At 72.3% G+C, this 22,428-nt stretch carries 20 protein-coding genes; 7 read left to right on the top strand and 13 right to left on the bottom strand.

The window, feature by feature from the left end; genetic code table 11:
* Positions 1 to 295: 295 nt before the first annotated feature.
* The gene (locus LOK46_RS23370) at positions 296 to 778 is read right to left on the bottom strand and encodes a CAP domain-containing protein (RefSeq protein ID WP_273564677.1); all 483 of its coding nucleotides are present in this window, start codon (positions 776 to 778) and stop codon (positions 296 to 298) included.
* Between the two features lie 192 nt (positions 779 to 970).
* On the opposite strand from LOK46_RS23370, the gene LOK46_RS23365 reads away from it, so the two are divergent.
* Positions 971 to 2,074 (top strand): diguanylate cyclase domain-containing protein, encoded by a 1,104-nt coding sequence (locus LOK46_RS23365; protein ID WP_273560769.1) that lies wholly within the window; start codon positions 971 to 973, stop codon positions 2,072 to 2,074.
* On the opposite strand, the gene LOK46_RS23360 is transcribed toward LOK46_RS23365, so the two are convergent.
* Entirely contained in the window at positions 2,027 to 4,759 is a 2,733-nt protein-coding gene (locus LOK46_RS23360) for a DUF3772 domain-containing protein (protein ID WP_273560768.1), read from the bottom strand. The genes LOK46_RS23365 and LOK46_RS23360 overlap by 48 nt on opposite strands.
* Positions 4,760 to 5,268: 509 nt before the next feature.
* Here LOK46_RS23360 and LOK46_RS23355 point away from each other — a divergent pair.
* Entirely contained in the window at positions 5,269 to 5,817 is a 549-nt protein-coding gene (locus tag LOK46_RS23355) for an HNH endonuclease (protein WP_020094004.1), read from the top strand.
* A 16-nt stretch (positions 5,818 to 5,833) separates the two neighbouring features.
* Here LOK46_RS23355 and LOK46_RS23350 read toward each other — a convergent pair whose 3' ends face one another.
* The 3 genes from LOK46_RS23350 to LOK46_RS23340 all read right to left on the bottom strand — a co-directional run bounded on the left by LOK46_RS23350 (position 5,834) and on the right by LOK46_RS23340 (position 8,267).
* Entirely contained in the window at positions 5,834 to 6,073 is a 240-nt protein-coding gene (locus tag LOK46_RS23350) for a hypothetical protein (protein ID WP_273560767.1), read from the bottom strand.
* A 26-nt stretch (positions 6,074 to 6,099) separates the two neighbouring features.
* The gene (locus tag LOK46_RS23345; protein WP_337251952.1) at positions 6,100 to 6,969 is read right to left on the bottom strand and encodes an outer membrane protein; all 870 of its coding nucleotides are present in this window, start codon (positions 6,967 to 6,969) and stop codon (positions 6,100 to 6,102) included.
* Positions 6,970 to 7,292: 323 nt separating this feature from the next.
* Complete coding sequence (locus LOK46_RS23340) at positions 7,293 to 8,267, bottom strand: outer membrane protein (protein WP_020094007.1); 975 nt, start codon at positions 8,265 to 8,267, stop codon at positions 7,293 to 7,295.
* 276 nt (positions 8,268 to 8,543) lie between these two features.
* Here LOK46_RS23340 and LOK46_RS23335 point away from each other — a divergent pair, with 276 nt between their 5' ends.
* Positions 8,544 to 8,885, top strand: coding sequence for an MmcQ/YjbR family DNA-binding protein (locus tag LOK46_RS23335; protein ID WP_273560766.1), 342 nt, complete (start codon positions 8,544 to 8,546; stop codon positions 8,883 to 8,885).
* Positions 8,886 to 8,947: 62 nt separating this feature from the next.
* On the opposite strand, the gene glmM is transcribed toward LOK46_RS23335, so the two are convergent.
* The 6 genes from glmM to pal all read right to left on the bottom strand — a co-directional run bounded on the left by glmM (position 8,948) and on the right by pal (position 16,240).
* The gene (gene glmM / locus LOK46_RS23330; protein WP_026605059.1) at positions 8,948 to 10,288 is read right to left on the bottom strand and encodes a phosphoglucosamine mutase; all 1,341 of its coding nucleotides are present in this window, start codon (positions 10,286 to 10,288) and stop codon (positions 8,948 to 8,950) included.
* Positions 10,289 to 10,357: 69 nt separating this feature from the next.
* On the bottom strand, positions 10,358 to 11,170 hold the full coding sequence (locus LOK46_RS23325; protein ID WP_273560765.1) for a sulfite exporter TauE/SafE family protein: 813 nt from the start codon (positions 11,168 to 11,170) through the stop codon (positions 10,358 to 10,360).
* Positions 11,171 to 11,499: 329 nt separating this feature from the next.
* Entirely contained in the window at positions 11,500 to 13,422 is a 1,923-nt protein-coding gene (gene ftsH / locus LOK46_RS23320) for an ATP-dependent zinc metalloprotease FtsH (protein ID WP_273560764.1), read from the bottom strand.
* Between the two features lie 48 nt (positions 13,423 to 13,470).
* Positions 13,471 to 14,508, bottom strand: a complete 1,038-nt coding sequence (gene tilS, locus LOK46_RS23315; RefSeq protein ID WP_443192839.1) for a tRNA lysidine(34) synthetase TilS — start codon at positions 14,506 to 14,508, stop codon at positions 13,471 to 13,473.
* A 71-nt stretch (positions 14,509 to 14,579) separates the two neighbouring features.
* The gene (gene ybgF, locus LOK46_RS23310) at positions 14,580 to 15,569 is read right to left on the bottom strand and encodes a tol-pal system protein YbgF (RefSeq protein WP_273560763.1); all 990 of its coding nucleotides are present in this window, start codon (positions 15,567 to 15,569) and stop codon (positions 14,580 to 14,582) included.
* A 176-nt stretch (positions 15,570 to 15,745) separates the two neighbouring features.
* A complete protein-coding gene (pal, locus tag LOK46_RS23305; protein ID WP_012321252.1) occupies positions 15,746 to 16,240 on the bottom strand; it encodes a peptidoglycan-associated lipoprotein Pal in 495 nt (164 codons plus the stop codon).
* 348 nt (positions 16,241 to 16,588) lie between these two features.
* Between pal and LOK46_RS23300 the strand changes: the two genes are divergently transcribed.
* Complete coding sequence (locus LOK46_RS23300; RefSeq protein ID WP_273560762.1) at positions 16,589 to 16,993, top strand: response regulator; 405 nt, start codon at positions 16,589 to 16,591, stop codon at positions 16,991 to 16,993.
* Positions 16,994 to 17,087: 94 nt separating this feature from the next.
* On the opposite strand, the gene LOK46_RS23295 is transcribed toward LOK46_RS23300, so the two are convergent.
* Positions 17,088 to 18,122 carry a WcbI family polysaccharide biosynthesis putative acetyltransferase gene (locus LOK46_RS23295; RefSeq protein WP_273560761.1) on the bottom strand — a complete coding sequence of 345 codons (1,035 nt, stop codon included), beginning with the start codon at positions 18,120 to 18,122 and terminating at the stop codon, positions 17,088 to 17,090.
* 74 nt (positions 18,123 to 18,196) lie between these two features.
* Here LOK46_RS23295 and LOK46_RS23290 point away from each other — a divergent pair, with 74 nt between their 5' ends.
* The 3 genes from LOK46_RS23290 to LOK46_RS23280 all read left to right on the top strand — a co-directional run bounded on the left by LOK46_RS23290 (position 18,197) and on the right by LOK46_RS23280 (position 21,087).
* Positions 18,197 to 19,264 (top strand): GSCFA domain-containing protein, encoded by a 1,068-nt coding sequence (locus LOK46_RS23290; protein WP_273560760.1) that lies wholly within the window; start codon positions 18,197 to 18,199, stop codon positions 19,262 to 19,264.
* Between the two features lie 276 nt (positions 19,265 to 19,540).
* Positions 19,541 to 20,140: a nitroreductase family protein gene (locus LOK46_RS23285; RefSeq protein ID WP_273560759.1), complete on the top strand. Its 600-nt coding sequence runs from the start codon at positions 19,541 to 19,543 to the stop codon at positions 20,138 to 20,140.
* A gap of 155 nt (positions 20,141 to 20,295) precedes the next feature.
* Complete coding sequence (locus tag LOK46_RS23280; protein WP_273560758.1) at positions 20,296 to 21,087, top strand: SHOCT domain-containing protein; 792 nt, start codon at positions 20,296 to 20,298, stop codon at positions 21,085 to 21,087.
* 94 nt (positions 21,088 to 21,181) lie between these two features.
* Here LOK46_RS23280 and LOK46_RS23275 read toward each other — a convergent pair whose 3' ends face one another.
* The gene (locus LOK46_RS23275; protein WP_273560757.1) at positions 21,182 to 22,207 is read right to left on the bottom strand and encodes a KpsF/GutQ family sugar-phosphate isomerase; all 1,026 of its coding nucleotides are present in this window, start codon (positions 22,205 to 22,207) and stop codon (positions 21,182 to 21,184) included.
* Positions 22,208 to 22,428 lie beyond the last annotated feature (221 nt).

Genomic DNA, 22,428 nt, shown 5'->3' with positions numbered 1-22,428 from the left:
GGATCCGAGTCAAACCCCTCGTACGAAACGGGTATGCCAGCGCCTGCCTGAACGGGCGATGACGGGCCGATACAGGTTCGAAACAGTCGCCCTTACGGTTGCTTCAGCAAAGTTTCCCGAAGCTTAGCGCGGCCCCGCCGCGTCCCGGACGCGCGGGCGGTGCCCGACGGCTCGGCGGCCTCGGCGCGGCGTTCGCGCCGTTCATGATCGACGGCGTCCGGCTGTCCGGACGACCGAATCGCCTCCGCCGTCGGCAGGGCGGCCCGCTCCATGCCGGCCGACCGGCGGAGCGCCGCTACTTCGCGGTGAGCAGAGCCCAGTAGACCTTGTACTTCGAGCCCGGCGCGTAGGCGGTGGCGATCCCCATCTTGGTCGCCCGGGGCGCCAGCATGGTGGCGTCGTGCGGCGGGCTCTCCCGCCAGCCGGAGAACGCCTCGGCCAGGGTGTGGTAGCCGGCCGAGAGGTTGGCGTTCACGTCCGCGTAGCCGAGCCGCTCCACCGCGCCCTTCACGGTCTGGGCCCGGCTCGGCCGGTCGGCGAGCGCCATGGCGGCCGCCTCGGCCTCGGCGAGGCGCTGCAATTCGGGATCGACCGTCAGCGGCGGCGCGCCGCGGTTGCGGCGATAGGACGAGATCATGTCGCGGGCCGCCTCGACGTCGATATGCGCGCTGTTGCTGGCGAGCGGCAGGTAGATGCTCGGCAGCGCGGTGCCGCTCGACGGCTGGGCGGCGCAGCCACCGAGCAGCGCCGCCGTCGCCAGCGCGGCCGGGCCGACCATCCGGGTCCTGATCCCGATGCTGATCCGGCCGAGCCCGCGCCCCGCCTGTCGACCGTCCCGATCGCGTCTCGTCACGACTGACTCATCCCTGCGACGGCCCTGCCGCCCAGGCGGCATATAGGGGCTGCCGGGCGGCCGTGCACCGGACGGTTAGGGCTTCCTCAAAAGCCTTCCGTCTAGAACTGCACACCGATGACGACCGCGCGTTCCCTGGCCCCGGTGGACCCACCCCGCGACCGATCCGTCGGCGGGCGAGCCGGCCCGTCGGCCGCGGCCGAGATGGCCGCCGAGGCCGATGCGGACGCCGAGGCCGCGGCCGCGTGCGCCCTGCGGCGCACGATCATCCGCCAGCAGGCCGGCCTGCTGGCGCGGCAGGAGCGCGCCCTGGCGGGCGCCGGGATGGGCCTGTGGTCCTGCCGCCTGCGCGACGGCGCCCTCGACTGGTCCGGGGGCGTCCACGACCTGTTCGGCGTGCCCCGGGGCGCGGCGCTGCACCGGCCCCGGATCCTGGACCTCTACGAGCCGGCCTCGCGGCGCCTGCTGGAGACGATCCGGCACCGGGCGATCGCCCGGAGCGGCGCCTTCGTGCTCGACGCCGAGATCCACGCCGGGGGCCGGCAACGCTGGATCCGGATCCGCGCCGCGGTCGAGACCGAGGACGGGCGCCCCGCCCGCCTGTTCGGGACCAAGCAGGACATCACCGAGGAGATCGCCCGGCTGGCCGAGCTGAGCCGGCGCGCCGAGCGCGACCCGCTCACCGGGCTGGCGAACCGCCGCGGCTTCGAAGCGCTGTTCGAGGCGCCGTTCGGGGCCGGGACGGCCGGCTCCGGTCCGGATCCCCACGGCGCCCTGCTGCTGATCGACCTCGACGGGTTCAAGCCGGTCAACGACGTCCACGGCCACGCGGCCGGCGACCTGTGCCTCCGGCGCTCGGCCGCGCGGCTGGCCGCCGTCTGCCGGGACGCGGCCCTCGTGGCCCGCATCGGCGGCGACGAGTTCGCCGTGCTCCTGCGGGCGCCCGTCGACCCGTCCGCGCTGGTGGAGCGCGGCCGGCGCATCGTCGCCGCCCTGAGCCGGCCGATCCCGTATCGCGGCCAGGGGCTGCGGATCGGCGCCTCCGTGGGGATCTCCGTCGGACTCTCCGCGGGGAGCGGCGGCCGCGCCCGGCTGTTCGGCCGGGCGGACGCGGCACTCTACGCCGCCAAGGACGCGGGCGGGAACACCGTCCGGATCGCCCGCGGCGGCCGGTCAGGCACCGGCACTGCGGAGGCCGCGGTCGCGCTGGGGCCGGGCTGATTCGCCGCCCTCGGGAACCGGGGCCGCCTGGATGAAGCGGCTGGCGATCTCGCCCATGGCGCTCTGCATCGTGTCGAGGCCCTGCACGGTGACGACGCTGGAGCCGGGCCCGAGCGGCGGGATGAAGCCCGCCTCCGAGAGGGTCGCGAACACCGAGAAGTTCAGGTCGGTCACCACCTTCTGGCCGAGGCTCACGTCCACGATCCAGACGAGGAGCTCGAATTCCAGGAACGGGTCGCCGATCTTCTTGAACACCACCCGGGGCGGGGGCTCCTTCAGGATGTCGGAATGGCCCTGCGCGCAGGCCGTCATCATCTCGGCGGCGCGCACCGGATCCTGGTTGCGCAGGACGCTGACCGTGATGCTGACGCGCCCGGTCCGGTCGCCCCGCACCCGGTTCTTGACCACCCCGGAGATCAGGTTCGAGTTCGGCACGATCACGGCCGAGCGGTCGAAGGTCTGGATCTCGGTGGAGCGGACCGAGATCCGCTTCACGATGCCCTCGGAATCGCCGATCACCACCTGGTCGCCGACCCGGATCGGCCGCTCCCACAGGAGCAGCAGTCCGGAGACGAAGTTGTTGACGATCGACTGGAGGCCGAAACCGATACCGACCGACAGGGCGCCGGCCACGATGGTGAGCTTCTCCAGGCTCAGGCCGAGATACGAGAAGGCGAGCGCCAGCGCGATCAGGAAGCCGCAATAGCCCGCCACCGTGGTGATCGAGTTGCGCAGGCCGGCGTCGAGGTCGGTGGCCGGCAGGTAGGTGTTCTCCAGCCAGCGCTGCACGCCGCGGGTGATGAACACGCCGACCACCAGGATGCCGATCCCGAAGGCGATGCTGGAGAGCGAGATCGTGACGTCGCCGACCTTGAAGCCGAAGAAGGCCTGCCGGACCGACGAGACGATGTCGGTGGAATCGAGCCCCCAGGGCGCCAGCACCAGGACCGCGGCCGCCAGGAACAGGACGAGCCGGGTCGCGCCGGTCGTCAGGACCGAGATCTGGTTGAGCGAGCGCTTGCGCAGGCCGGTGTTGGCCTGGAGCGTGGTGGCGAGCCGCGTCTCGTCGCTGAGCGCGCGGCCGACGAAGATGTCGACGCTCTGGACCAGCAGGTAGAGCAGCACGAGGACGGCCGCGTCCCAGATCAGCTGGTCAATCAGGAAGGCCGCGAAGGCCACGTAGCCCACCAGCGCACCGAGCCCGATCAGCGCCACCGCGGCCCAGCCCAGGAGCCGGGCCGGCCCGCCGATGCCCGTGGTGGTCTTGGTCGGCACGTAGGGGCCGAAGCACGCCTCCTCCTCCTGCTCGGTGTCGGCGAAGCGGTGGAGGCCGACCGCGAGGATCAGCGCGGTGGCGACCGCCCCGAGGCCCCGCGTGGCGATGGAGATCGGCAGGGCCGCCGAGATCCCGGAATTGAGCGCCTCGACGGACTTCACCACGGTGATCACCGTGGCGATGCCGACGGCGAGCCGGGTCAGGCGCGTGGCCGCCGCGTCGCTCACCGGGGCGGGCCGCCACGCCGGCTTCTCGGGGCTGAGCAGCCCGTCGCACAGGGCCTCCACGAAGGCGATGAAGGCGAGGCCGCCGAGGATCGCGGCGGCGACCGGCAGGAGCCGGGACGGCAGCAGGTTGGTGGAATCGAGGGCGTAGTAGACCGCGTAGGACCCGGCGACCGCCGGCACCGTGCCGAGCAGGATCACCCGCCAGGCGGCGAGCATCACGGCGCGCCGCGACGGATCGGTCTTGGTGGCGTCCCGGCGGGCCCCCTTGGGGGCGATGTTGCGGCGGCCGAAATACAGCGCCACCGAGATCCCGAAGGCGAGGCCCAGGAACAGCAGGTTGGCGAGGTTGCCGTTGCGGGAGAACAGCAGCCCGATATCCGACACGGCGCTCTGCAGGGCGCGCGTGTCCCGGGGCACGTCGCCCATCACCTTGGTCCAGAGACCGGGGCCGACCAGCGGCTGGGAGCGCTGGAGCAGGTCGCGCGTGAACGATTCGCGGCGGCGATTCGAGACCCGGTCGACGATCTGGTCGCCCTGCACCACCAGGGAGCGGGCGAGGCGCTGGGTCTCGTCGATGCGGGTGACGGCGGCCTCGCGCTCGGCGCGCTCCGCGGCGACGTCGGCGCTCTCCTGGGTGTCCTTCGGCTTCGGCCCGAGCTGGGCCAGGCGCTCGCGCGCGGCCTCCAGCGGCGAGTCGAGCCGGGTGACCAGGGTCCGGATCTCGTCGGTGACCGTGACGGCGCTGTCGCGGACGGCGTTGAGGTCGGCCACCGTCAGCTCCGCGTGGCCGAGCTGCTTCTCGCGGGCGTCGAGCTCGGCCTTGGCGGCGTCGAGCTTGGCCCGGACCTTCTTGAACTGCTCGGGAACCTCGGCCTTGGCGGCCGGCGGGGGCGCGGGCTTCGCGTCGGCCGGTTTCGTGTCGGGCGCCTTTGTGTCGGGCGCCTTTGTGTCGGGCGCCTTGCCGTCCGCCGGCTTGGCCTCCGGCGCGGCCTTGGTGTCCCCGGACTTGTGATCGGCGGGCTTCTGATCGGAAGACTTGGCGGCGGGCGCCGGATCCTGGGCGAAGGCCGGCAGGGTCAGGGCCGCCGGGGTTGCGAACACCAGCGCGGCGAGCAGGGCGAGTGCGCGGGACGGGCGCGGGGCGCCCTCCGGCTTCTGGGTCCGCGCTGGGATACGATGCATGAGCAACCTCTCGTCGGGCGCGCGGCGGCCGGCCGGAGTCCGGCATCGGCGAATCGGCGGCGATCGGGGACCGGGCGGGCCTCCTGGCGGCCGGGCGCTCTGGGCGAGCAATAGGGCGAAAGCGTGCCCCTGCCCACCCCGGGCCGGATCCCGCCGCGTCGAGCCCGCTGTGGGTGCGTCCCCGGGGCTCATCCGGAAAAGCTTCACAAGGGTGTCACGCTGGGATTAGATGAACACCTGATGGACAGGGCCTTTTCGTCGCTACGCGAAAGGGCGCGGCCGGTGGCGATACCGGCCCGGCCCGGCCGCGTTCCGGATGCTACCGCATCGACCGGCGCCCCCGCGCGCCGGCCCGCCGCCCTGTTGTTCCCTCCGTCTCTCCCGTCAAGCCGTCGCTCCGCGCGCCGGCTCGTCCTGCATCGGCCCCGGGCCGGTTCGGACGGGCCGGCGGGGCGGCGGCATGGTCCCGCGCGTCTCACGCGCCAGAGCTAGTCCGAAGAGTCGCGCCGATGATGGATCTCCAAACCCTCGTCCTCAACGCGGATTATCGGCCGCTCTCGTACAATCCGCTCTCCCTCTGGTCGTGGAAGGACGCCTTCACGGCCCTGTTCCTCGACCGGGTCACCCTGGTGGCGAGCTACGACGTCGAGGCGCGCTCGCCCTCGCGCGCCCTGCGGGTGCCGAGCGTGGTGGCGCTGAAGAACTACGTGGCGCTGGCCCGCAGCCCGGCCTTCACCCGCTACAACATCTACCTGCGCGACGGTTTCAGCTGCCAGTATTGCGGCCTGCGGCTGCCCTCGGGCGGCCTGACCTTCGACCACGTGGTGCCGCGCTCCCGGGGCGGCCTGTCGAGCTGGGAGAACGTCGTGGCGGCCTGCTCGCCCTGCAACCTGCGCAAGGCCAACCGCACGCCGGACGAGGCGGACATGCCGCTGATGACCGAGCCCCGGCGGCCGACGCGCTACGAGCTGCACCACCGGCAGCCCGAGTTCGACCACCGCCAGTACCATCACACCTGGCTCGACTACCTCTATTGGGACAGCGAGCTGGAGAGCTGAGGGCGGCGCGGAGGCCTCACCAGGCCGGCTCGCGGCGGGGCGGCTCGTTGTACATCGGGACGTTGAGGTTGCGCGGCAGGTAGCCCCGCACCAGGACGGGCGGGGGGACGGCGGGAACGGACCGCACCGGGCTCCGGTATCGAACGCTGCGCGGCGGATGCGGGTCGCGCGGCCAATCGGCCGCGACGGCGGGGTCGAGGAGCGGGCCGGCACCGAGCAGCAGGAGGGTGAGCCGGATGGTGCGTGCGTACCGCATGAGCAGGCTCCCGCCGAAGCGCGGCATCAGAACTTGACGGCCGCGCCGGCGCGGACGGTGTTCAGGTTGACCTTGTGCCCGTCGAAGGCATCGAAGAGAACGTATTGATACTCGGCGCGCAGGAGGATGTTGGGCGTGATGGCGTAATCGACGCCGGTTCCGGCCGAGAAGCCGCCGACGATCTTGGTCTTGGCGCGGTTGAATACCAAGGGATCGGACAGGATCCCAGCATTCGGGTTGCTCGCGTCGAACGAGCTGTACCCGTAACGTCCGACGAAGGCCGGCTTGGTAGCGTCCGTGATCGCCTGGTTCGCTCTGTAGGTCGTCTGGTCGTAGCCGGCCACCTGCACGGACACGTGGTCGGCGATCTGCGCGGAGCCGATCGCGAATCCGCCCGTCACGAAGGGAAGAATGTTTCCGAACGCGTAACCCGCTCGGGCGCGCAGCGTGGCGTAATCGTTGAGCTTGGTGCGGGAGCTGCTCGCGAGGTTGACGTAGTTCACGAAGCCATCGTTGGTCACCATCTGCCGACCGATGGTGTCAGTGACCGCGCCGCCCGAGCCGAAATGTGTGTAGTCGGCCTCGATACCGAGAACGATCTCGTCGAATTGAATGTTGTAGCCGACGAATGCGCCGAAGCTGGTTCCGTTCACACGCCGATTGGCGTTCGAGGACATCAGGGTCGAGACGTGGTACTGGCTCTCGACGCTGGTCTGGCGCAGATCATTGGCAACGATCGGCTGGGCGGTGTTCCCGAAGCCCAGGCTCGTCGACGTGAAGCCGCCGTGGCCGCCGACATACACGCCGCTCCAGTCGACCACCGGGGCCGGGACCGGGTCGTAATCGGCGCCGCGCAGGTAATCGTAATCCAGATCCGCGGCGCGCGCGGTGTTCACGCCGCAGAGACCGAGAACCGCCAGCAGCGGGAAAGTGACGGTACGCATCGGGATCGTCCTGGGACGGAAGAGACGGACGGCGGATCGAGCCTCGACACGGTGATACGCCGGTAACCTTAATTCTCCGTTGCTCGACTGCGACAGGCCAGTCCCGATCCAGGTATGCCAGTCCCGGCGCGTCGTGACGGAACTTGGGTCGGGCAAGAACTGGTCGAGAACCGGGCGAGAACCGACCCGGTCGCGACGGGACGCCGAAACGCGAAACGGCGCGGAGACCCTCCGCGCCGTCGTCGCCTGTCGGTGGGATCGCGGTCGAGGCGCGATCAGTACTTGCGCACCAGCGGGCCGGGGATCGGCTCCGGCATCAGCGGCGGCAGCGGGGCCGCCACGAAGCCGCCGAGGTAGTAGCGCAGGCCGATCTTCACGTCGTGCGCCTCGATGTCCTTGATCTTGATCGCCTGCAGGCTGCCGGTGCAGCACGGGACGAAGCCCGGGCCGGTCTCGGCCTTGCCGAGGTTCAAGTAGCGGTAGGCCACCTCGATCTTCAGCGCGTCGGTCACGTTGTAGGCGAGACCGGCGTGGAGCGCCCAGGCGAGGCTGCCGGTGGTCTTGTCCTTGTAGAACTTGCTGCCGCTGTTGGTGTTGTACACCGGGTTGCCGTTCGGGTCGTAGACCGGGGCGTACGGGATGCAGCCGCAGCCGGCATTGGTGTAATCGTACGCGTAGGTCGGGCTGGTGAACTGCTGGTTCGTCGAGTAGCTCGAGACGTGGTTGAACGCGTAGCCGACGCCGCCGCCGATGAACGGCGTGATGCCGTACCACGTGCCGAGGTCGAAATACGCGTTGGCCAGAACCACCGCGGAGTCGAAGTTGCCGCTCGACTTGTTCACGCCGTACGACCCGAGCCCGTTATCGAAATCGGGACCCTTGTAGTACTCGCTGCCGCGCAGGCCGGTGGAGTAGCGGTACTCACCGGTGATGTCGCCGCGCAGGAACGGGGTGAACTGGTAGCCGACGCCGACGCCGGCGAAACCGCCGCCGCCCACCGCGTTGCCGAAGGCGCGGTTGGACTCGGCGTAGCCGGTGTAGTCGTAGGCGTCGCTGTAGCGCGGACGGGTGTAGATGCTGGCGCCCACGTCGCCGCGCAGGTACCAGCCGCCGCCGACCTCGATCGGCGGGGGCGGCGGAGGCGGAGGCGGCGGGAGCATCAGATCCGCGGCCGCGGCGAGGCAGGGCGCGCCGACGCTCGCCGCGAGCGTCAGGCTACGCACCAAAGCGTTCAGCTTGGAGCGGGCCATGGAGATTCCTTCACTGGACTCGTGGGCCGGACGCGCGGCGCGCGGTCCCGGGGTACGAGGGAAGGATGGAAGGAACGTCTTAAATCCGGCTTAACGTTAAATGTTAGGCTTGCGCATCCGTTGCCGAGCTGTCGAACTGGTCGTCCGTGCGAGACTTGCTTGTTTCCGCTGCGTCGCGTCGCCGGGTTGGCGCAGTTCATCTGTCGGGGAAGGGCCGCATGAGCGACCGGATCGCCGTGGCCCGGTCGCCCGGGCCGCGCGGGGACTGACGACCGCATGGGGCCCGACGACGTGCGCGTCCTGGCGCTGATGCTGCCCGAGACGGTGGCGGGCGCCCACAGCGGCAACCCGGATTTCCGGGTCGGCGGCCGGGTCTTCGCGACCCTCTGGGTCGAGGAGGCGCGGGTGGTGCTGCGCCTCGCACCCGCGGATCAGGCCGCCCTGTGCGAGGCCGAGCCGGACCTGTTCGCGCCGCTCGACGGCGCCTGGGGGCGGCGGGGCTGGACCAATCTCGACCTCGACCCCTGCACCGAGGAGACCCTGCGGGCGGCGCTGCTGGGGGCGTGGCGGATGACCGCACCCGCGGAGCTGCGCGCCGCCTACGCCGACCTGGGCTGACCCCGCGCCCGATGCGGCTCCGCCCGGCCCCCGCAGGGTCGGGCGGCTCCGAGGCTCCGGCCTCAGGCCGCCGCGCGGGTGACGGCGTCGACCACCTCGTCGACCACCGCGTTGACGAGGCCGCGATCGTCACCCTCGGCCATGACGCGGATCACCGGCTCGGTGCCCGACGGGCGGATCACGAGGCGGCCGGCATTGCCGAGCCGCTCGCGCGCGTGCTCGATCGCGCTGACCACGCTGTCCTCGCGCAAGGGCTCGCCGCTCCGGTAGCGGACGTTCTTGAGGATCTGCGGCAGCGGGTCGAAGCAGTGGCAGACCTCGCTCACGGGCCGGTTCTGTCGCTGCACCACGCTCAGGAGCTGCAGGGCGGCCACGAGGCCGTCGCCGGTGGTCGTGTAGTCCGACATGATGATGTGGCCGGACTGCTCGCCGCCGAGGTTGTAGCCGTGCGCCCGCATGTGCTCGAGGACGTAGCGGTCCCCCACCGCCGTGCGGGCCAGGGTCAGGCCGAGGCCGCCGAGGAAGCGCTCCAGGCCGAGATTCGACATGATCGTCGCCACCACGCCCGGCTGCGTCAGGCGCTCGTCCTCTTTCCAGGAGCGCGCCACGACGGCCATGAGCTGGTCGCCGTCGACCACCTGGCCCTTCTCGTCCACGATCAGCACCCGGTCGGCGTCGCCGTCCAGCGCGATGCCGATATCGGCCCGGCGCTCGCGCACCATGTCGATCAGGGCCGCGGGCGCGGTCGAGCCGACATCCCGGTTGATGTTGAACCCGTCCGGCTCGGTGCCGATGGCGATCACCTCGGCGCCGAGCTCCCACAGGGTCTCGGGGGCGACCCGGTAGGCCGCGCCGTTGGCGCAGTCGACCACGACCCGCAGCCCGTCCAGCGTCACCTGCCGCGGCAGGGTGCGCTTGGCGAACTCGATGTAGCGGGCGTGCACGCTCTCGATGCGCTTGGCCCGGCCGAGGTCGTTCGAGCCGGAGAGGCGCTTGTGCATGTCGGCGTCGATCAGCCCCTCGATCTCGTGCTCGATCGCGTCGTTGAGCTTGAAGCCGTCGGGCCCGAACAGCTTGATGCCGTTGTCCTCGAACGGGTTGTGCGAGGCCGAGATCATCACGCCGAGATCGGCCCGCATCGAGCGGGTCAGCATGGCCACGGCCGGCGTCGGCACCGGCCCGAGCAGCAGCACGTCCATGCCGACCGATGTGAAGCCGGCGACCAGGGCGGTCTCGATCATGTAGCCGGAGAGGCGGGTGTCCTTGCCGATCACCACCCGGTGGCGGTGGTCGCCGCGCTGGAACACGAGGCCGGCGGCCTGACCGACCTTGAGGGCGAGCTCGGGCGTGATCACGCCGTTGGCCCGGCCCCGGATGCCGTCGGTTCCGAAATACTTGCGCACCATCACGTCTCCGGCGCCCGGTCTCGTGGACCCGGCACAGCTTAGCAGATTATCGCGCCCGCCGGCGGCTCACCGGCCGGCAGAGTCAACGGGGTGCTCCGCGACAAAGGCGGTCGAAATGGGGCGCCCGGCGCGCTGCAGGAGCCGCGGCACCGAGGCCGAGACCAGCGCGAGGCCCGAGACGGTCAGCAGGCCGAGCACGAGCCGGCGGAAGGCGACCTCTCCGATCCCCAGATAGATCCGGGTGCCGAGCAGCGTCGGGACCAGCATCGCCGGCAGGATCACCGCCAGCATCGGCAGCGTCTCCCGGGTGACGAGCCCCGCGGCGAGATAGGTCGCCATGGTCACGCTGAGCATGGCGAGGTTGAAGTTCTGGATCACCGAGCGCTGCACGTCGCGCTCGTAGCGGCGCAGGGTGCACCAGAGGGTCGGCAGCACGCCCGTGAAGCCGCCGAGCCCGCCCATCATGCCGCCGCCGAGGCCCACCGCGGCGTCGGCAAGCCGGCCGCCGGCCGTGATCCGCGGCAGGTTGCGGGCGAACAGCATGGTCGGGCACCAGACCATCAGCAGGAGGCCGAGGAGCATCTTGAACCAGTCGGCGTCGAGCCGCGGCAGCAGGAGGACGCCGAGGGGGATGCCGGCGAGGCCGCCGAGGACGAAGGGCGCGAGGCGCCCGGGCTCGAACCCGCGCCGGACCGTAACCGCCGCGATGACCTGACCGGTGAAGGCGCCGGAGACGGCGAGCACGGCGGCGAGCTGCGGGTCGATCACCCAGGCCCAGAACGACAGGGCCGTGAGCCCGAAGGCGAAGCCCGACAGGCCCTGCACGAAGCCGGCGACGACGGCGCCGAGGGCGACGACGAGATAGGTCGAGACCGGCATCGGGATCTGGCTGCGACCCGCGGAAAGGTTCTGTGTTTCCGATTCGTCGGATTCCGCCGAGCCTCCGGCCAAGCTGACGACATCGATCGGCAGACAGGAGGGTTGGTTTGTCACGGGCGACGCGCCGATGATCACGCGTCGCGGGTGAACACCGACGCTGATGAGAGAGCCCAGCGAGTTCCCTCCTCCGCCCGGGAGAGGGGACCCGCGCCCGCTCCCGACAGCGCACCGCCGACGGAGACATCGAAGCTGCACGTGCGTCGGAGGAGGCTGCACGGCACGAAAAAGGGCGCCTCGCGGCGCCCTTTCGCTCGTCCAACCGCGCGGTCTCAGGCCTGCGGCTGCGGCTCCAGGCCGCCGTCGCTCTCCTTCGGCCGGCCGCGGCCCGCCGAGGGGACCGAGGAGCCGCGGGCCGGGGTCGGCGGCACGTCGCCGCCGTCGCGGACCGGGGGCTGGCCCTTGAGCAGGTTGCGGATCTCCTCGCCCGAGAGGGTCTCGTACTCGAGGAGCCCCTGCGCCAGGGCCTCCAGATCGTCCTTGTGCTCGGCCAGGATGCGGCGCGCCTCCTCCAGGCCGGTCTCCACGAGGCGGCGGACCTCGGCGTCGATCTTCTGGGCGGTCGATTCCGACACCGACTGCTGCCGGCCCATCGACATGCCGAGGAAGACCTCGTCGTTGTTGTCGCCGTACGCGACGGTGCCGAGTTCGGGGCTGAAGCCCCAGCGGGTCACCATCATCTTGGCGAGACGCGTCGCCTGCTCGATGTCCGACTGCGCGCCCGAGGTCACCTTCTCGCGCCCGAAGATCATCTCCTCGGCGATGCGGCCGCCCATCATGATCGCCAGCCGCGAGGTCATCTGCTCGAAGCTCATGGAGAGCTTGTCGCGCTCGGGCAGCTGCATGACCATGCCGAGCGCCCGGCCGCGGGGGATGATCGTCGCCTTGTGCACTGGGTCGGTGGCCGGGACGTTCAGCGCCACGATGGCGTGGCCACCCTCGTGGTAGGCGGTGAGCCGCTTCTCGTCCTCGGTCATCACGAGGGTGCGCCGCTCGGCGCCCATCATGACCTTGTCCTTGGCGTCCTCGAACTCGTGCATCGTCACGATGCGCTTGCCGCGACGGGCGGCGAGCAGCGCGGACTCGTTCACGAGGTTCATCAGGTCGGCGCCCGAGAAGCCCGGGGTGCCGCGCGCGATCGTCTTCAGGTCGACGTCGGGGGCCAGCGGGACCTTGCGGACGTGGACGCGCAGGATGCGCTCGCGGCCGGTGACGTCCGGGTTCGGCACCATGATCTGGCGGTCGAAGCGGCCGGGACGCAGCAGCGCCGGGTCGAGCACGTCGGGGCGGTTGGTCGCCGCGATGATGATCACGCCCTCGTTGGCCTCGAACCCGTCCATCTCCACGAGGAGCTGGTTCAGGGTCTGCTCGCGCTCGTCGTTGCCGCCGCCGAGGCCGGCGCCGCGGTGGCGGCCGACCGCGTCGATCTCGTCGATGAAGATGATGCAGGGCGCGTTCTTCTTGGCCTGCTCGAACATGTCGCGCACGCGGCTGGCGCCGACGCCCACGAACATCTCGACGAAGTCGGAGCCCGAGATGGTGAAGAACGGCACGTTGGCCTCACCGGCGACCGCCCGGGCGATCAGGGTCTTACCGGTGCCGGGCGGGCCGACGAGCAGCACGCCGCGCGGGATCCGGCCGCCGAGCCGCTGGAACTTCTGCGGGTCGCGCAGGAACTCGACGATCTCCTGCAGATCCTCCTTGGCCTCCTCGACCCCGGCGACGTCGTCGAACGACACGCGGCCGTGGGCCTCGTTCAGGAGCTTCGCCTTCGACTTGCCGAAGCCCATGGCGCGGCCGGCGCCGGACTGCATCTGGCGCGAGAGGAAGATCCAGGCGCCGATGAAGACGAGGATCGGCAGCCAGCTCACGAGCAGCTGGATGAACCAGGGGGTGTTGTCGGATGGCGGGCGGGCGGTGATCTGCACGCCCTTGCCCTGGAGCTTGGAGACCAAGCTCGGGTCGTTGGGCGCGTAGCTCGTGAAGTTGCCGCCGCCCACGTAGGTGCCGGACACGTCCTGCCCGGAGATCACCACCGACTGGATCTTGCCGGCATCGGCGTCGTTCAGGAGCTGGCTGTAGGCGATCTCGCTGCCGCCGCCCCGGTGCCCCGGGTTCTGGAACAGGGTGACGAGGGCCAGCACCAGCAGGAAGATGACGACCCACAAGGCAAAGTTGCGAAAATTCGGGTTCATCGATCAATCCCTGGCGCGTGCGACCCCCGGGACGGACCCGCCACGCGGCTATTCCGGTCCATCCGTGCACACCTCGCCAATGTAGGCGGGGGGCTCTCCCTTGCCAAGTAAGTCGGGGGACCCTGCGGCGAGGGCAGCATCTGCGGGCCCGTGCCGGCGCGGCGGCGCCGGGGCGAGGCTCACGGTCCCGCCCGCGTCGGCGGAGACGAGGAACCCCGCCAGGGTGCGGCGGACCGGCTCCCGGCGTCGCAGGGCCGGCAGGAGCGATTCGAGGACGAGGGTCTCGAGGCGCTCGAGGCGGCGCGGCGCCGCGCCGGCCCGGGCCAGGGCGAGATCGAGGCAGCGCAGGGCGACGGCGTCCGGCAGCGCCGCCAGGGCGCGCCCGTCGAGCCGCAGCTCCGCGCCCGTCTGCGGCCCGGGCCGCTGCGCCGCGTCGAGGGCCCGCTCGGCCGCGCTCCGGAGCGCGGCCTCGTCGCGGGCGGCGCGCTCGGCGAGCCGGGCGAGGCGCGCGCGGGTCAGGCCCTCGCGCTCCAGGGCCGGCCAAGCCGCGCGCAGGCGGCCGCGGGCGAAGCGCGAGTCGCCGTTGGCGGGATCGCGCACATACGCGATGTCGCCTGCCGCGCACCACGCCACCAGACTGGCCTTCGGCAGGTGCAGGAACGGGCGCCCGAGGGCGAGGCCGGGGCCGAGGTCCCGCTCGGCGCGCATGCCGGCGAGGCCCGCGGGGCCGCTGCCGGCCGCGAGCCGGATCAGCACCGTCTCGGCCTGGTCATCCCGCGTGTGGCCCGTCAGCACGAGCCCGGCGCCGGCCGCCTCGGCATGGGCGGCGAGGAGTGCGTAGCGGGCCGTGCGGGCCGCGTCCTGCAGGCCGGTGCCGGGCTTCGCGCCTGCCCAGGGCAGGATCGCGTGGGGCAGGCCCAGCGCCCGGGCCGCGCGTCCGACGGCCTCGGCCTCCGCGCCGGATTCCGGCCGCAGGCCGTGATCCACGGTCGCCACAAGCAGCGACGCGCCGGCCGCGTCGCGCAGGCGCGCGGCGGCGTGCATCAGGGCGCTCGAATCGGGACCGCCCGAGACGGCGAGGAGCACGCCCCGCCCGCCGCGCGCGGCCCGGTCGAGCCAGGGACGGAGAGCGCCGAGGACCGGGTCGCCCGGATCGCTCAGGCGCCGCAGCGGGCGCGCTTCTGCTCGCGGGCGACGCCCTGGCGGACGCCGTTGCCGGCATTCGGGAACTTCCGGTCCAGCTCGGCCAGGGTCGCGCAGGCCTGCTCGCGGGCGCCGAGCGCGTTGAGCGTGACGCCGAGCTTCAGCATGGCGTCAGGGGCCTGGGAGGAGCGGGCGTAGTCGGTCGAGACCTTCAGGAACTGCTCGGCGGCCTCGCGGTTGCGGCCGCGGGCGAGGTAGCTCTCGCCGAGCCAGTAGGTCGCGCCGGCGACGCGGTTGTCGCGCGGGTGCGACTGGATGAACTGGCGCAGACCCATCTCGGCCTGCTCGTACTGCTTGGCGCGGTACAGCTCGACCGCGGCGTCGTAATCGACGGCCGGATCGCCCGTCCGGGTCGCCGCCACGCTCTCGGAGGGCCGCGCCGGGATCGCCCCGGTCCGGGCCGGCGGCCGCAGATCGACCGGCTCGTCGTAGCCCGGGGTCCCGGCCTCCGCGTCCTCCTCGCCCGATTCGTTGACCGCGCCCTGGGGCAGGCGCTGCGGCCGGGGCGCCGCCTCGGCGGCCTCCTCGGCCTCGCGGGGCGGCAGCGGCGCGGAGGGCCGCGTGCTGCCGAGCTGCACCGGGGCGCCCGGGGCCCCGGGGGATTGCGACGGGTCGAAGGCGTCGCCGCGCTTGCCGGGGCGTCCGGCGCCCGGGTTGCCGCCGTTGACGGGGCCCGACGGCGCGGGCGCGGCCGAGGGCTTGCCGCCCTTGCCCTCGTTCAGGCGGAACTCGACGTCCTCCTGGAACTTGCGCAGTTGCTCCTTGAGCTGGCGATTCTCGTACTGGAGGGTCTCGATCTGTCCGGCCATGAGCCGCGACTGGTTCTCGATGCGGCCGAGCCGCACCACCAGCTCGGAGGCGTCCTGCGCGGCGGCCGGGTGGGCGAGGAGCGCGGCTCCCAGGATCGTGGTGAGCGCGAGGCGGGTGCGAAGACGGGCGGACATGGTTCGGGTGCGATCCGGTGGCGGCGCGAGGCCCTAACAGATGCGCCGTTCCGCGGCAAAACTGCGGCGCGAGTCGAAGGCCGTGATCGAAGGCCGTGATCGAAGGCATTGACGGGGGCGGTCGGACGCTGCCCCCGGGGTCGTTCGCGGCGGCTCTACGCGCCGCCGCCGCGGCCTTACGCGCCGGCGCCGCGGTCGAGGACGATCACCGCGCGGCGGTTCTGCGACCAGCAGGAGATGTCGTTGCACACCGCCACCGGCCGCTCCTTGCCGTACGACACGGTCCGCATCCGGCTCGCCGCGATGCCGCGGGTCGCGAGGTAGTCGTTCACCGCCTGGGCCCGGCGGGCGCCGAGGGAGAAGTTGTACTCGCGGGTGCCGCGCTCGTCGGCGTGGCCCTCGATGATGAAGGTGTAGCGCGGGTAGCGCTGCAGCCACGCGGCCTGCTTGTCGAGGGTGGCGGTCGCGGTGGGCGTCAGGTCGGTGGAGTCCGACTCGAAGAAGACCCGGTCGCCGATATTGACGACGAAGTCCTGCGCGCTGCCGGGGGTCGCGGCGCCCGCCCCGAAGGCGGAGGCGTCGGCGAGGTCCTTGTCGTTGCTGCAGGCGCCCAGGCCGAGGGCGGCGACGAGCGCGAGGCCGAGGGCGGCGGCGCGGAAACGCTGGGGCATGGTCTGAAAACTCCTCGAGCGGTGCCGAAGGCCGGCTGCTGGTCTTCGAGGCGGGTCCGCGTAATCCTGGCGCCGTTGGTAGGCGGGGTTGGTTAAGCGACGGTTCCGCCGGGCGGCGCGGGGGCGTGGTGACGGTCCGCACCGATCGACGGCGTGCGCTGACGCACCCGGGACGCGCCCGGAATGCGGCGGCGGCGGGGCGGAGGGCGGCGCCGCGCCATTTCGGCCGCCCCGGTTGCGGCGCTGCAACAGGCGCCGGGGCCGCCCGGTAACGGGTCCGGGCAGGCCTTTAAGAGATCCTCAACCCTATCGCTCCCTAATCGGCGGGCCGAACACCGGACCTCCCGCATGCGCCCCGCCCAGAGCGTCCTCATCGTCGAGGACAGCTACCTGCTCCTCGAGATCATCGCGAGCCTGTGCGAGACGCACGGCATCCGGGTGATCGAAGCCTCCACGGGCGAGGCCGCGCTGACCGTCCTGCGCGAGCGGGGCGCGGCGATCGACTGGCTGTTCACCGACATCCACCTGCCCGGGCTGATCGACGGCTGGACGGTGGCCCACGCCTTCCGGGCGATCCACCCGGACCGGCCGGTGGTCTACACCTCGACCGACACGAACGGCCGCAGCGGCGTGCCGGGCAGCCTGTTCCTGCGCAAGCCCTTCCAGATGCAGGAGGTCAACCGCCTGGTCCGGATGATGGTCGAGGGCCTCGGCGAGGCCGGCTCCGACAGCCGGCTCTGCGCGGCGGGCTGAGTCACGGACCCATCCGAGCCGGACCGTCGTCGCGCGCGCAGCGACGAGCCTGCCGGCCGGACGCCTCGGCGCCCGGGGGCGCCCGGGGGCGGACTCAGCCGCCCCGGAACAGCGCGACGATCTCCGGCGCGGCGAGCCACGCCTCGACCCGCGGGCAGGCGAGATCCCCGGGGGGCACCGCGTCGTAGAGGGCGAAGCTCGCCGCGACGAAGCCCGGCAGGTCGTAGAGCACCGGGAAGTCGTCGCCCCGCGGCTTGGTCTTGAACAGGTACGAGCCGGTCAGGCCGAAATGCTCGGCGATGGGCGGGTAGATCGGCCAGACCACGTCCTGGGCCAGCTCGTCGCCGAGGTAATTCTCGATCTCCACGGGCTCCGGCGCGAGCCCGTTCTCCTGCAGCAGCCGCCGGGCGATGTCGCCGAGGACGTGGACCTTGGGATGGTTCATCAGGTGCATGAAGGCGCCGCGGCGCGCCCAGCGGGTCACCTCGCGCTCCAGCCCGAAGCCCAGGGCGTCGGCCGCGCCGACGAGCTCGCGCACGGCCGGGTCCCAGTGGTCGAGGTAGCCCAGGCGGGCGAACACGTCCTCGCGGAACAGGCCGGCGGTGCGGCCGGCGTCGAGGCCGAGCCGGTGGGCGGTGAGGACGATCGCCGAGTGGTACTGGCCCAGCGGCGACGGCGTCAGCTTCAGCGCGGCGAGGTCCGAGGCCTGCCCGACATAGACCATGTCCGGGTGGAAGGCCGAGAACACGATCGACGGGAACAGCTTGAGCCGCGGGTCGGCCGCCCGCACAGTGGCGACGTCGCCGCCCGGGATCAGCCCGGCCGGGAAGGCCTGCGAGAAGACGTGGTCGTGGGCGCGCAGGGTCCGGATCAGGCCGTCGACATGGCCGTGGTCGCGCTTCAGCGAGCCCATGGGCAGGTAGTGGACCGGGCTCTTCGGCGCGAGCAGGCGCATGGCCCGGGCGATGCCCCGGGCCTGGCAGTTGCCCAGCACCGCGATGCTCGGACCGTCACGGGTCGTGGCGGCACGGGCGCGGTTCCGCCATGGTGTCGCCCAGGTGGGGGCCCAACTGGGCGTCGAGCGGGCGAACGCGCTGCGGGCGCGCCGGGGCAGGTCGTTCAGGGCCACGTCGCGTGCCGGTGTCAGCGGACGGAGCAGCGCCCCCGAGGGCCTGCCGCCGTCGTGAAGAAGAGGGTTCGAAGATGGCGTTGAATCCGTATACGGGTCTACCGGCCGAGCGATTCTGGCGCAAGGTCGTCACCAACGTGCCGCCCTTCGCGGTCAATCCGCACCCGAAGGACACCTTCGTGATCGGGCCGACCGACAAGGTCGCCACCGGCGGCTCCTGCTTCGCGCAGCGGGTGGCCGAGGCGGTGCGCGGCGCCGGGTTCAACTACTACCTGACCGAGCCGCCGACCCCCGGCATGAGCGCCGAGGAGGCCAATGCCCGCCAGTTCGGCACGTTCTCGGCGCGGTACGGCAACCTCTACTACACGCGCCAGTTCGTGCAGCTGTTCGACCGGGCCTACGGAACGTTCGAGCCGGAGCTGAAGGCGTGGCTGCGCGACGACGGCCGCTACGTCGACCCGTTCCGCCCCACGGTCGAGCCGGCGGGCTTCGCCAGCGAGGCCGAGGTGGTCGCGGCGCGCGACGCGCACCTCGCCGAGGTGCGCCGCCTGTTCGAGACGCTCGACGTGTTCGTGCTGACGCTCGGCCTCACCGAGGGCTGGCGCTGGCGGGCCGACGGCGCGGCGCTGCCCCTGGCTCCGGGCGTTGCCGGCGGCACCTTCGACCCCGAGCTCTACGAGTGCGTGAATGCCGGCGCGGGCGAGGTTCTGGGCGACCTCAACGGCTTCCTCGACCGGCTCTGGAGCGTGAACCCGAAGGCGCGGGTGATCTTCACGGTCTCGCCGGTGCCGATGATCGCCACCTACATGGACCGGCACGTGATGGAGTCGAACAGCTACTCCAAGTCGGTGCTGCGGGTGGCGGCCGGCGAGGTGGTCGGCCGGGGCGACCCGCGGGCGGTCTACTTCCCCGCCTACGACATCGTCACGAGCAACGTGAATGCCGGGCGCTACTACAACGAGGACCAGCGCACCATCAACGACGCGGGCGTGCGCCACGTCATGCGCCTGTTCCTGGCGACCTTCGCCCGCGACCGGGTCTCGCCGGCGCCGACCCACGCCCCCGTGGACCTCGCGGCCGAGTTCGAGGGCAATGCCGGCGTGATCTGCGACGAGGAGGAGATCGAGCGCAGCGTGGCGTGAAGTTCGGAGCGTCTCGGTCAGCCGCTCCGGTGGCGGCACGCCTGCCGTCATCACGAGCGCAGCGAAGTGACCCAGGGTAGCGCGGCGTCGGAAGACGTGGCGCCGCCTGGATTGCTTCGCTCCGCTCGCAAAGACGGCGGCGCCTCGAAGCGCTCCGGGGGGCGGCCATGCGCGGCCTCCGCCCGGCAGGGGCCGGCGATCCGGGTTTGCCTCCGGGCGGGCGTTTCGGGCAAGCTCGGCCGGCCCGGGCGCCCCGCCCCTCCGGAGACGAATCCCTTGAGCCTGCCCCCGCCCCGCCGCGCCGACCACGACATCGATCCGGTCTTCGTGAAGCGGCACTCGCCCCGCGCCTTCACGGGCGAGGCCGTGCCCGAGTCCGAGCTGATGCGGATGATCGAGGCGGCGCGCTGGTCGCCCTCCGCCTACAACTCGCAGCCCTGGCGCTTCCTCTACGCGCTCCGGGGCGACGCCCACTGGGACACGTTCTTCGACCTCCTGGTGCCGGGCAACCAGAAATGGGTGTCCGGCACCGGCGCGATCCTGTTCCTGGTCTCGAACGGGCTCATGAAGGTCGGGGACGAGCTGAAGCCGTCCTACAGCCACTCCTTCGACGCCGGCACCGCCTCGCTGGCCTTCCAGCTCCAGGCGATCCACCAGGGCTGGCACGCCCACGGCATGGTCGGGTTCGACCATGTCCGCGCCCCCGCGGTGCTGCGCCTGCCCGAGAACCACCGGATCGAGGCCGCCTTCGCGGTCGGCCGCAAGACGCCCGAGGCGGACCTCACCGAGGAGCAGCGACCCCGCGAGACCCCGAACGGCCGCCGGCCGATCACCGACTTCACCATCGCGGGACCCTTCCCGCCGGCCGCCGGCTGAGACGGGCCGGAACCCGCTTGCACGACCGGGGATTGGCTTCGCATCGCGACGCCGTCGCAGGCCCGTGGGCGCAGGCCCACGGGCTCGACCCGGGCCGGCAGGGGGCCGCCGCCGCGCGCCTCCTGTCCGCCCTCCGACGCTTCGGGAGCTGGCTCATGGATCCGTCCGACACCGCCGCGTCCGACCCGTTCCGGGATGACGGGCCGTTCGATCCCGTCTCCGGGCTGCAGGCCGTCGCCGACCGCCACGGGGTCGGCCTGGACGCGGTGCGCCACCTGATCCGGGCCCTGGAGCGCGGCCACGGCACGATGGCGCAGTTCGACCATCCCGATCTCGGCGGGATGGGGCAGTGGTTCGCCGGCGGGATGGTGATGGTCGGCCGGATGTTCGACGACGCGCTGAAGGCGCGGGTCGACGCGCTCTGCACCGAGCTGGCCGGGGCGCTCCCGGCGGGCGGCTTCTCGGAGGCCGCGCCCGCGGCGCGCCGGGGCGGCGGCGAGTGGTGGCCGGCCGGCCTCGGGGATCCGGCCAGCACCGGCGCGCAGAACGGACTGCGCTACGCCTATTTCCCGGACAGGCGGCGGCTCGCCGTCGACGCGGGGTCCGGGGTCGCGCTCTACGACACCGGCGAGCACCGCATCACCGGCGTCTCCCAGGCGAACGGCAGCCTCGGCTTCACGGGACCGGCCGGGGCCGTCGCCCTCGACCGCCTGCGCCGGATCGAGGCGGAGGTCGCGGCGCCGCGCCAAGCGGACCCGGGCCAAGCGGATCTGGGCCATGCGAACCCGGCCGGGATCCCGGCGAAGGCCGCTTCGCCTGCCCCAGGCCCGTCATCACCGAGCGACGTTCTCGCGACCATCGAGCGGCTGGCCGAGCTGCACGCGCGCGGCGTGCTCACCGACGCGGAATTCGCGACCAAGAAGGCGGAGCTGCTGGCACGGCTGTGAGGGGTGCCCGGCCGCCGCATTCGCCGCCCCGTCCTGAGGCGCGGAGGCCTCGCGGGACGCGGGCGCGGATCGGACCTGCCGGGTCCGGACGGCCTCAGGCGATGCCGACGCGCAGCAGGTCGTGGACGTGCACGATGCCGACCGGCCGGCCGTCGGTGACGGCGAAGACCGCCGTGATCAGCCGGCGGTTCATCAGCTCCAGCGCGGCCTGAGCCAGCTTGTGGGGCTCCACGGTGACCGGGTCCCGGGTCATGACCGTCGAGACCGGCGTGTCGAGGAGCGCCGGACCCATGTGGCGGCGCAGGTCGCCGTCCGTGACGATGCCGACGAGGCGGCCGGCCGCGTCCGTGACGCCGACGCAGCCGTAGCGCCGCGCCGCGATCTCGATCAGCACCTCGGACATGAGGGCGGTCTCGTGCACCAGCGGCATGTCCTGGGGGCCGTGCATCACCTGCTGCACGGTCCTGAGGCGGGCCGCGAGGGTGCCGCCCGGATGCAGGGTGTGGAAGCGCGCCGAGGTGAAGCCGCGCCGCTCCAGGAGCGCCACCGCCAGGGCGTCGCCCAGCGCCAGCTGGATCAGGCTGGAGGAGGTCGGCGCCAGGTCGTGCGGGCAGGATTCCCGCACGCGGGGCAGTTCCAGCAGCACGTCGGCGGCCTTGCCCAGGGTGCTCTCGCCGTTGCGCGTGATGGCCACCAGGGGGATCGAGAACCGGCGGCTGAAGCCGACGAGGTCGGACAGCTCGGCGGTCTCCCCCGACCACGACAGCGCGATGATGACGTCGTCCCGGGCGATCATCCCGAGATCGCCGTGGCTCGCCTCGGTCGGGTGGACGAAGAAGGCGTGCGTGCCGGTGGAGGCCAGCGTCGCGGCGATCTTGCGGCCGACATGGCCGCTCTTGCCGATGCCGCTGACGATGACGCGGCCCTTGCTCTGCAGGATCGTCTGCACCGCCTCCTCGAAGGCCGCGCCGAGCCGGCCCTGGAAGGCCGCGCTCGCCTCCTGCAGGGCCGCGATGCCGAGCTGGAGGCTGCGGATCCCGAGGTCGCGGGTGGTGGCGAGATGCGCCGACGGCGCGTCGTAACGGTCGTCGCGCAGGGCGCTGGAGGCGGGAGCGTTCATCGTGTCCGTTCTTGACCCGTCGTCCGGATCCGGCACCGGGGCCGGGATCGGGGATCGGCGCAGCGAGGCGTCTCCGGCGACGCTAGGCAGCCGTCGTGGTTGAAATGTGACGCGGGGACGACGCAGCGCCGCACGCCGGTTGAAGGCGCGGCCGCCGGGGTCCATGCTGCCCCCACGCCATCCCGCGCGCCATCTCGCGCCGCGGGCCCCAGGAGGGCACG

The sequence above is a fragment of the Methylobacterium sp. NMS14P genome, assembly GCF_028583545.1.
GTDB lineage: Bacteria > Pseudomonadota > Alphaproteobacteria > Rhizobiales > Beijerinckiaceae > Methylobacterium.
Note: the sequence above shows the minus strand (reverse complement) of the source record. Positions and strands in the feature narration are given on the sequence as shown.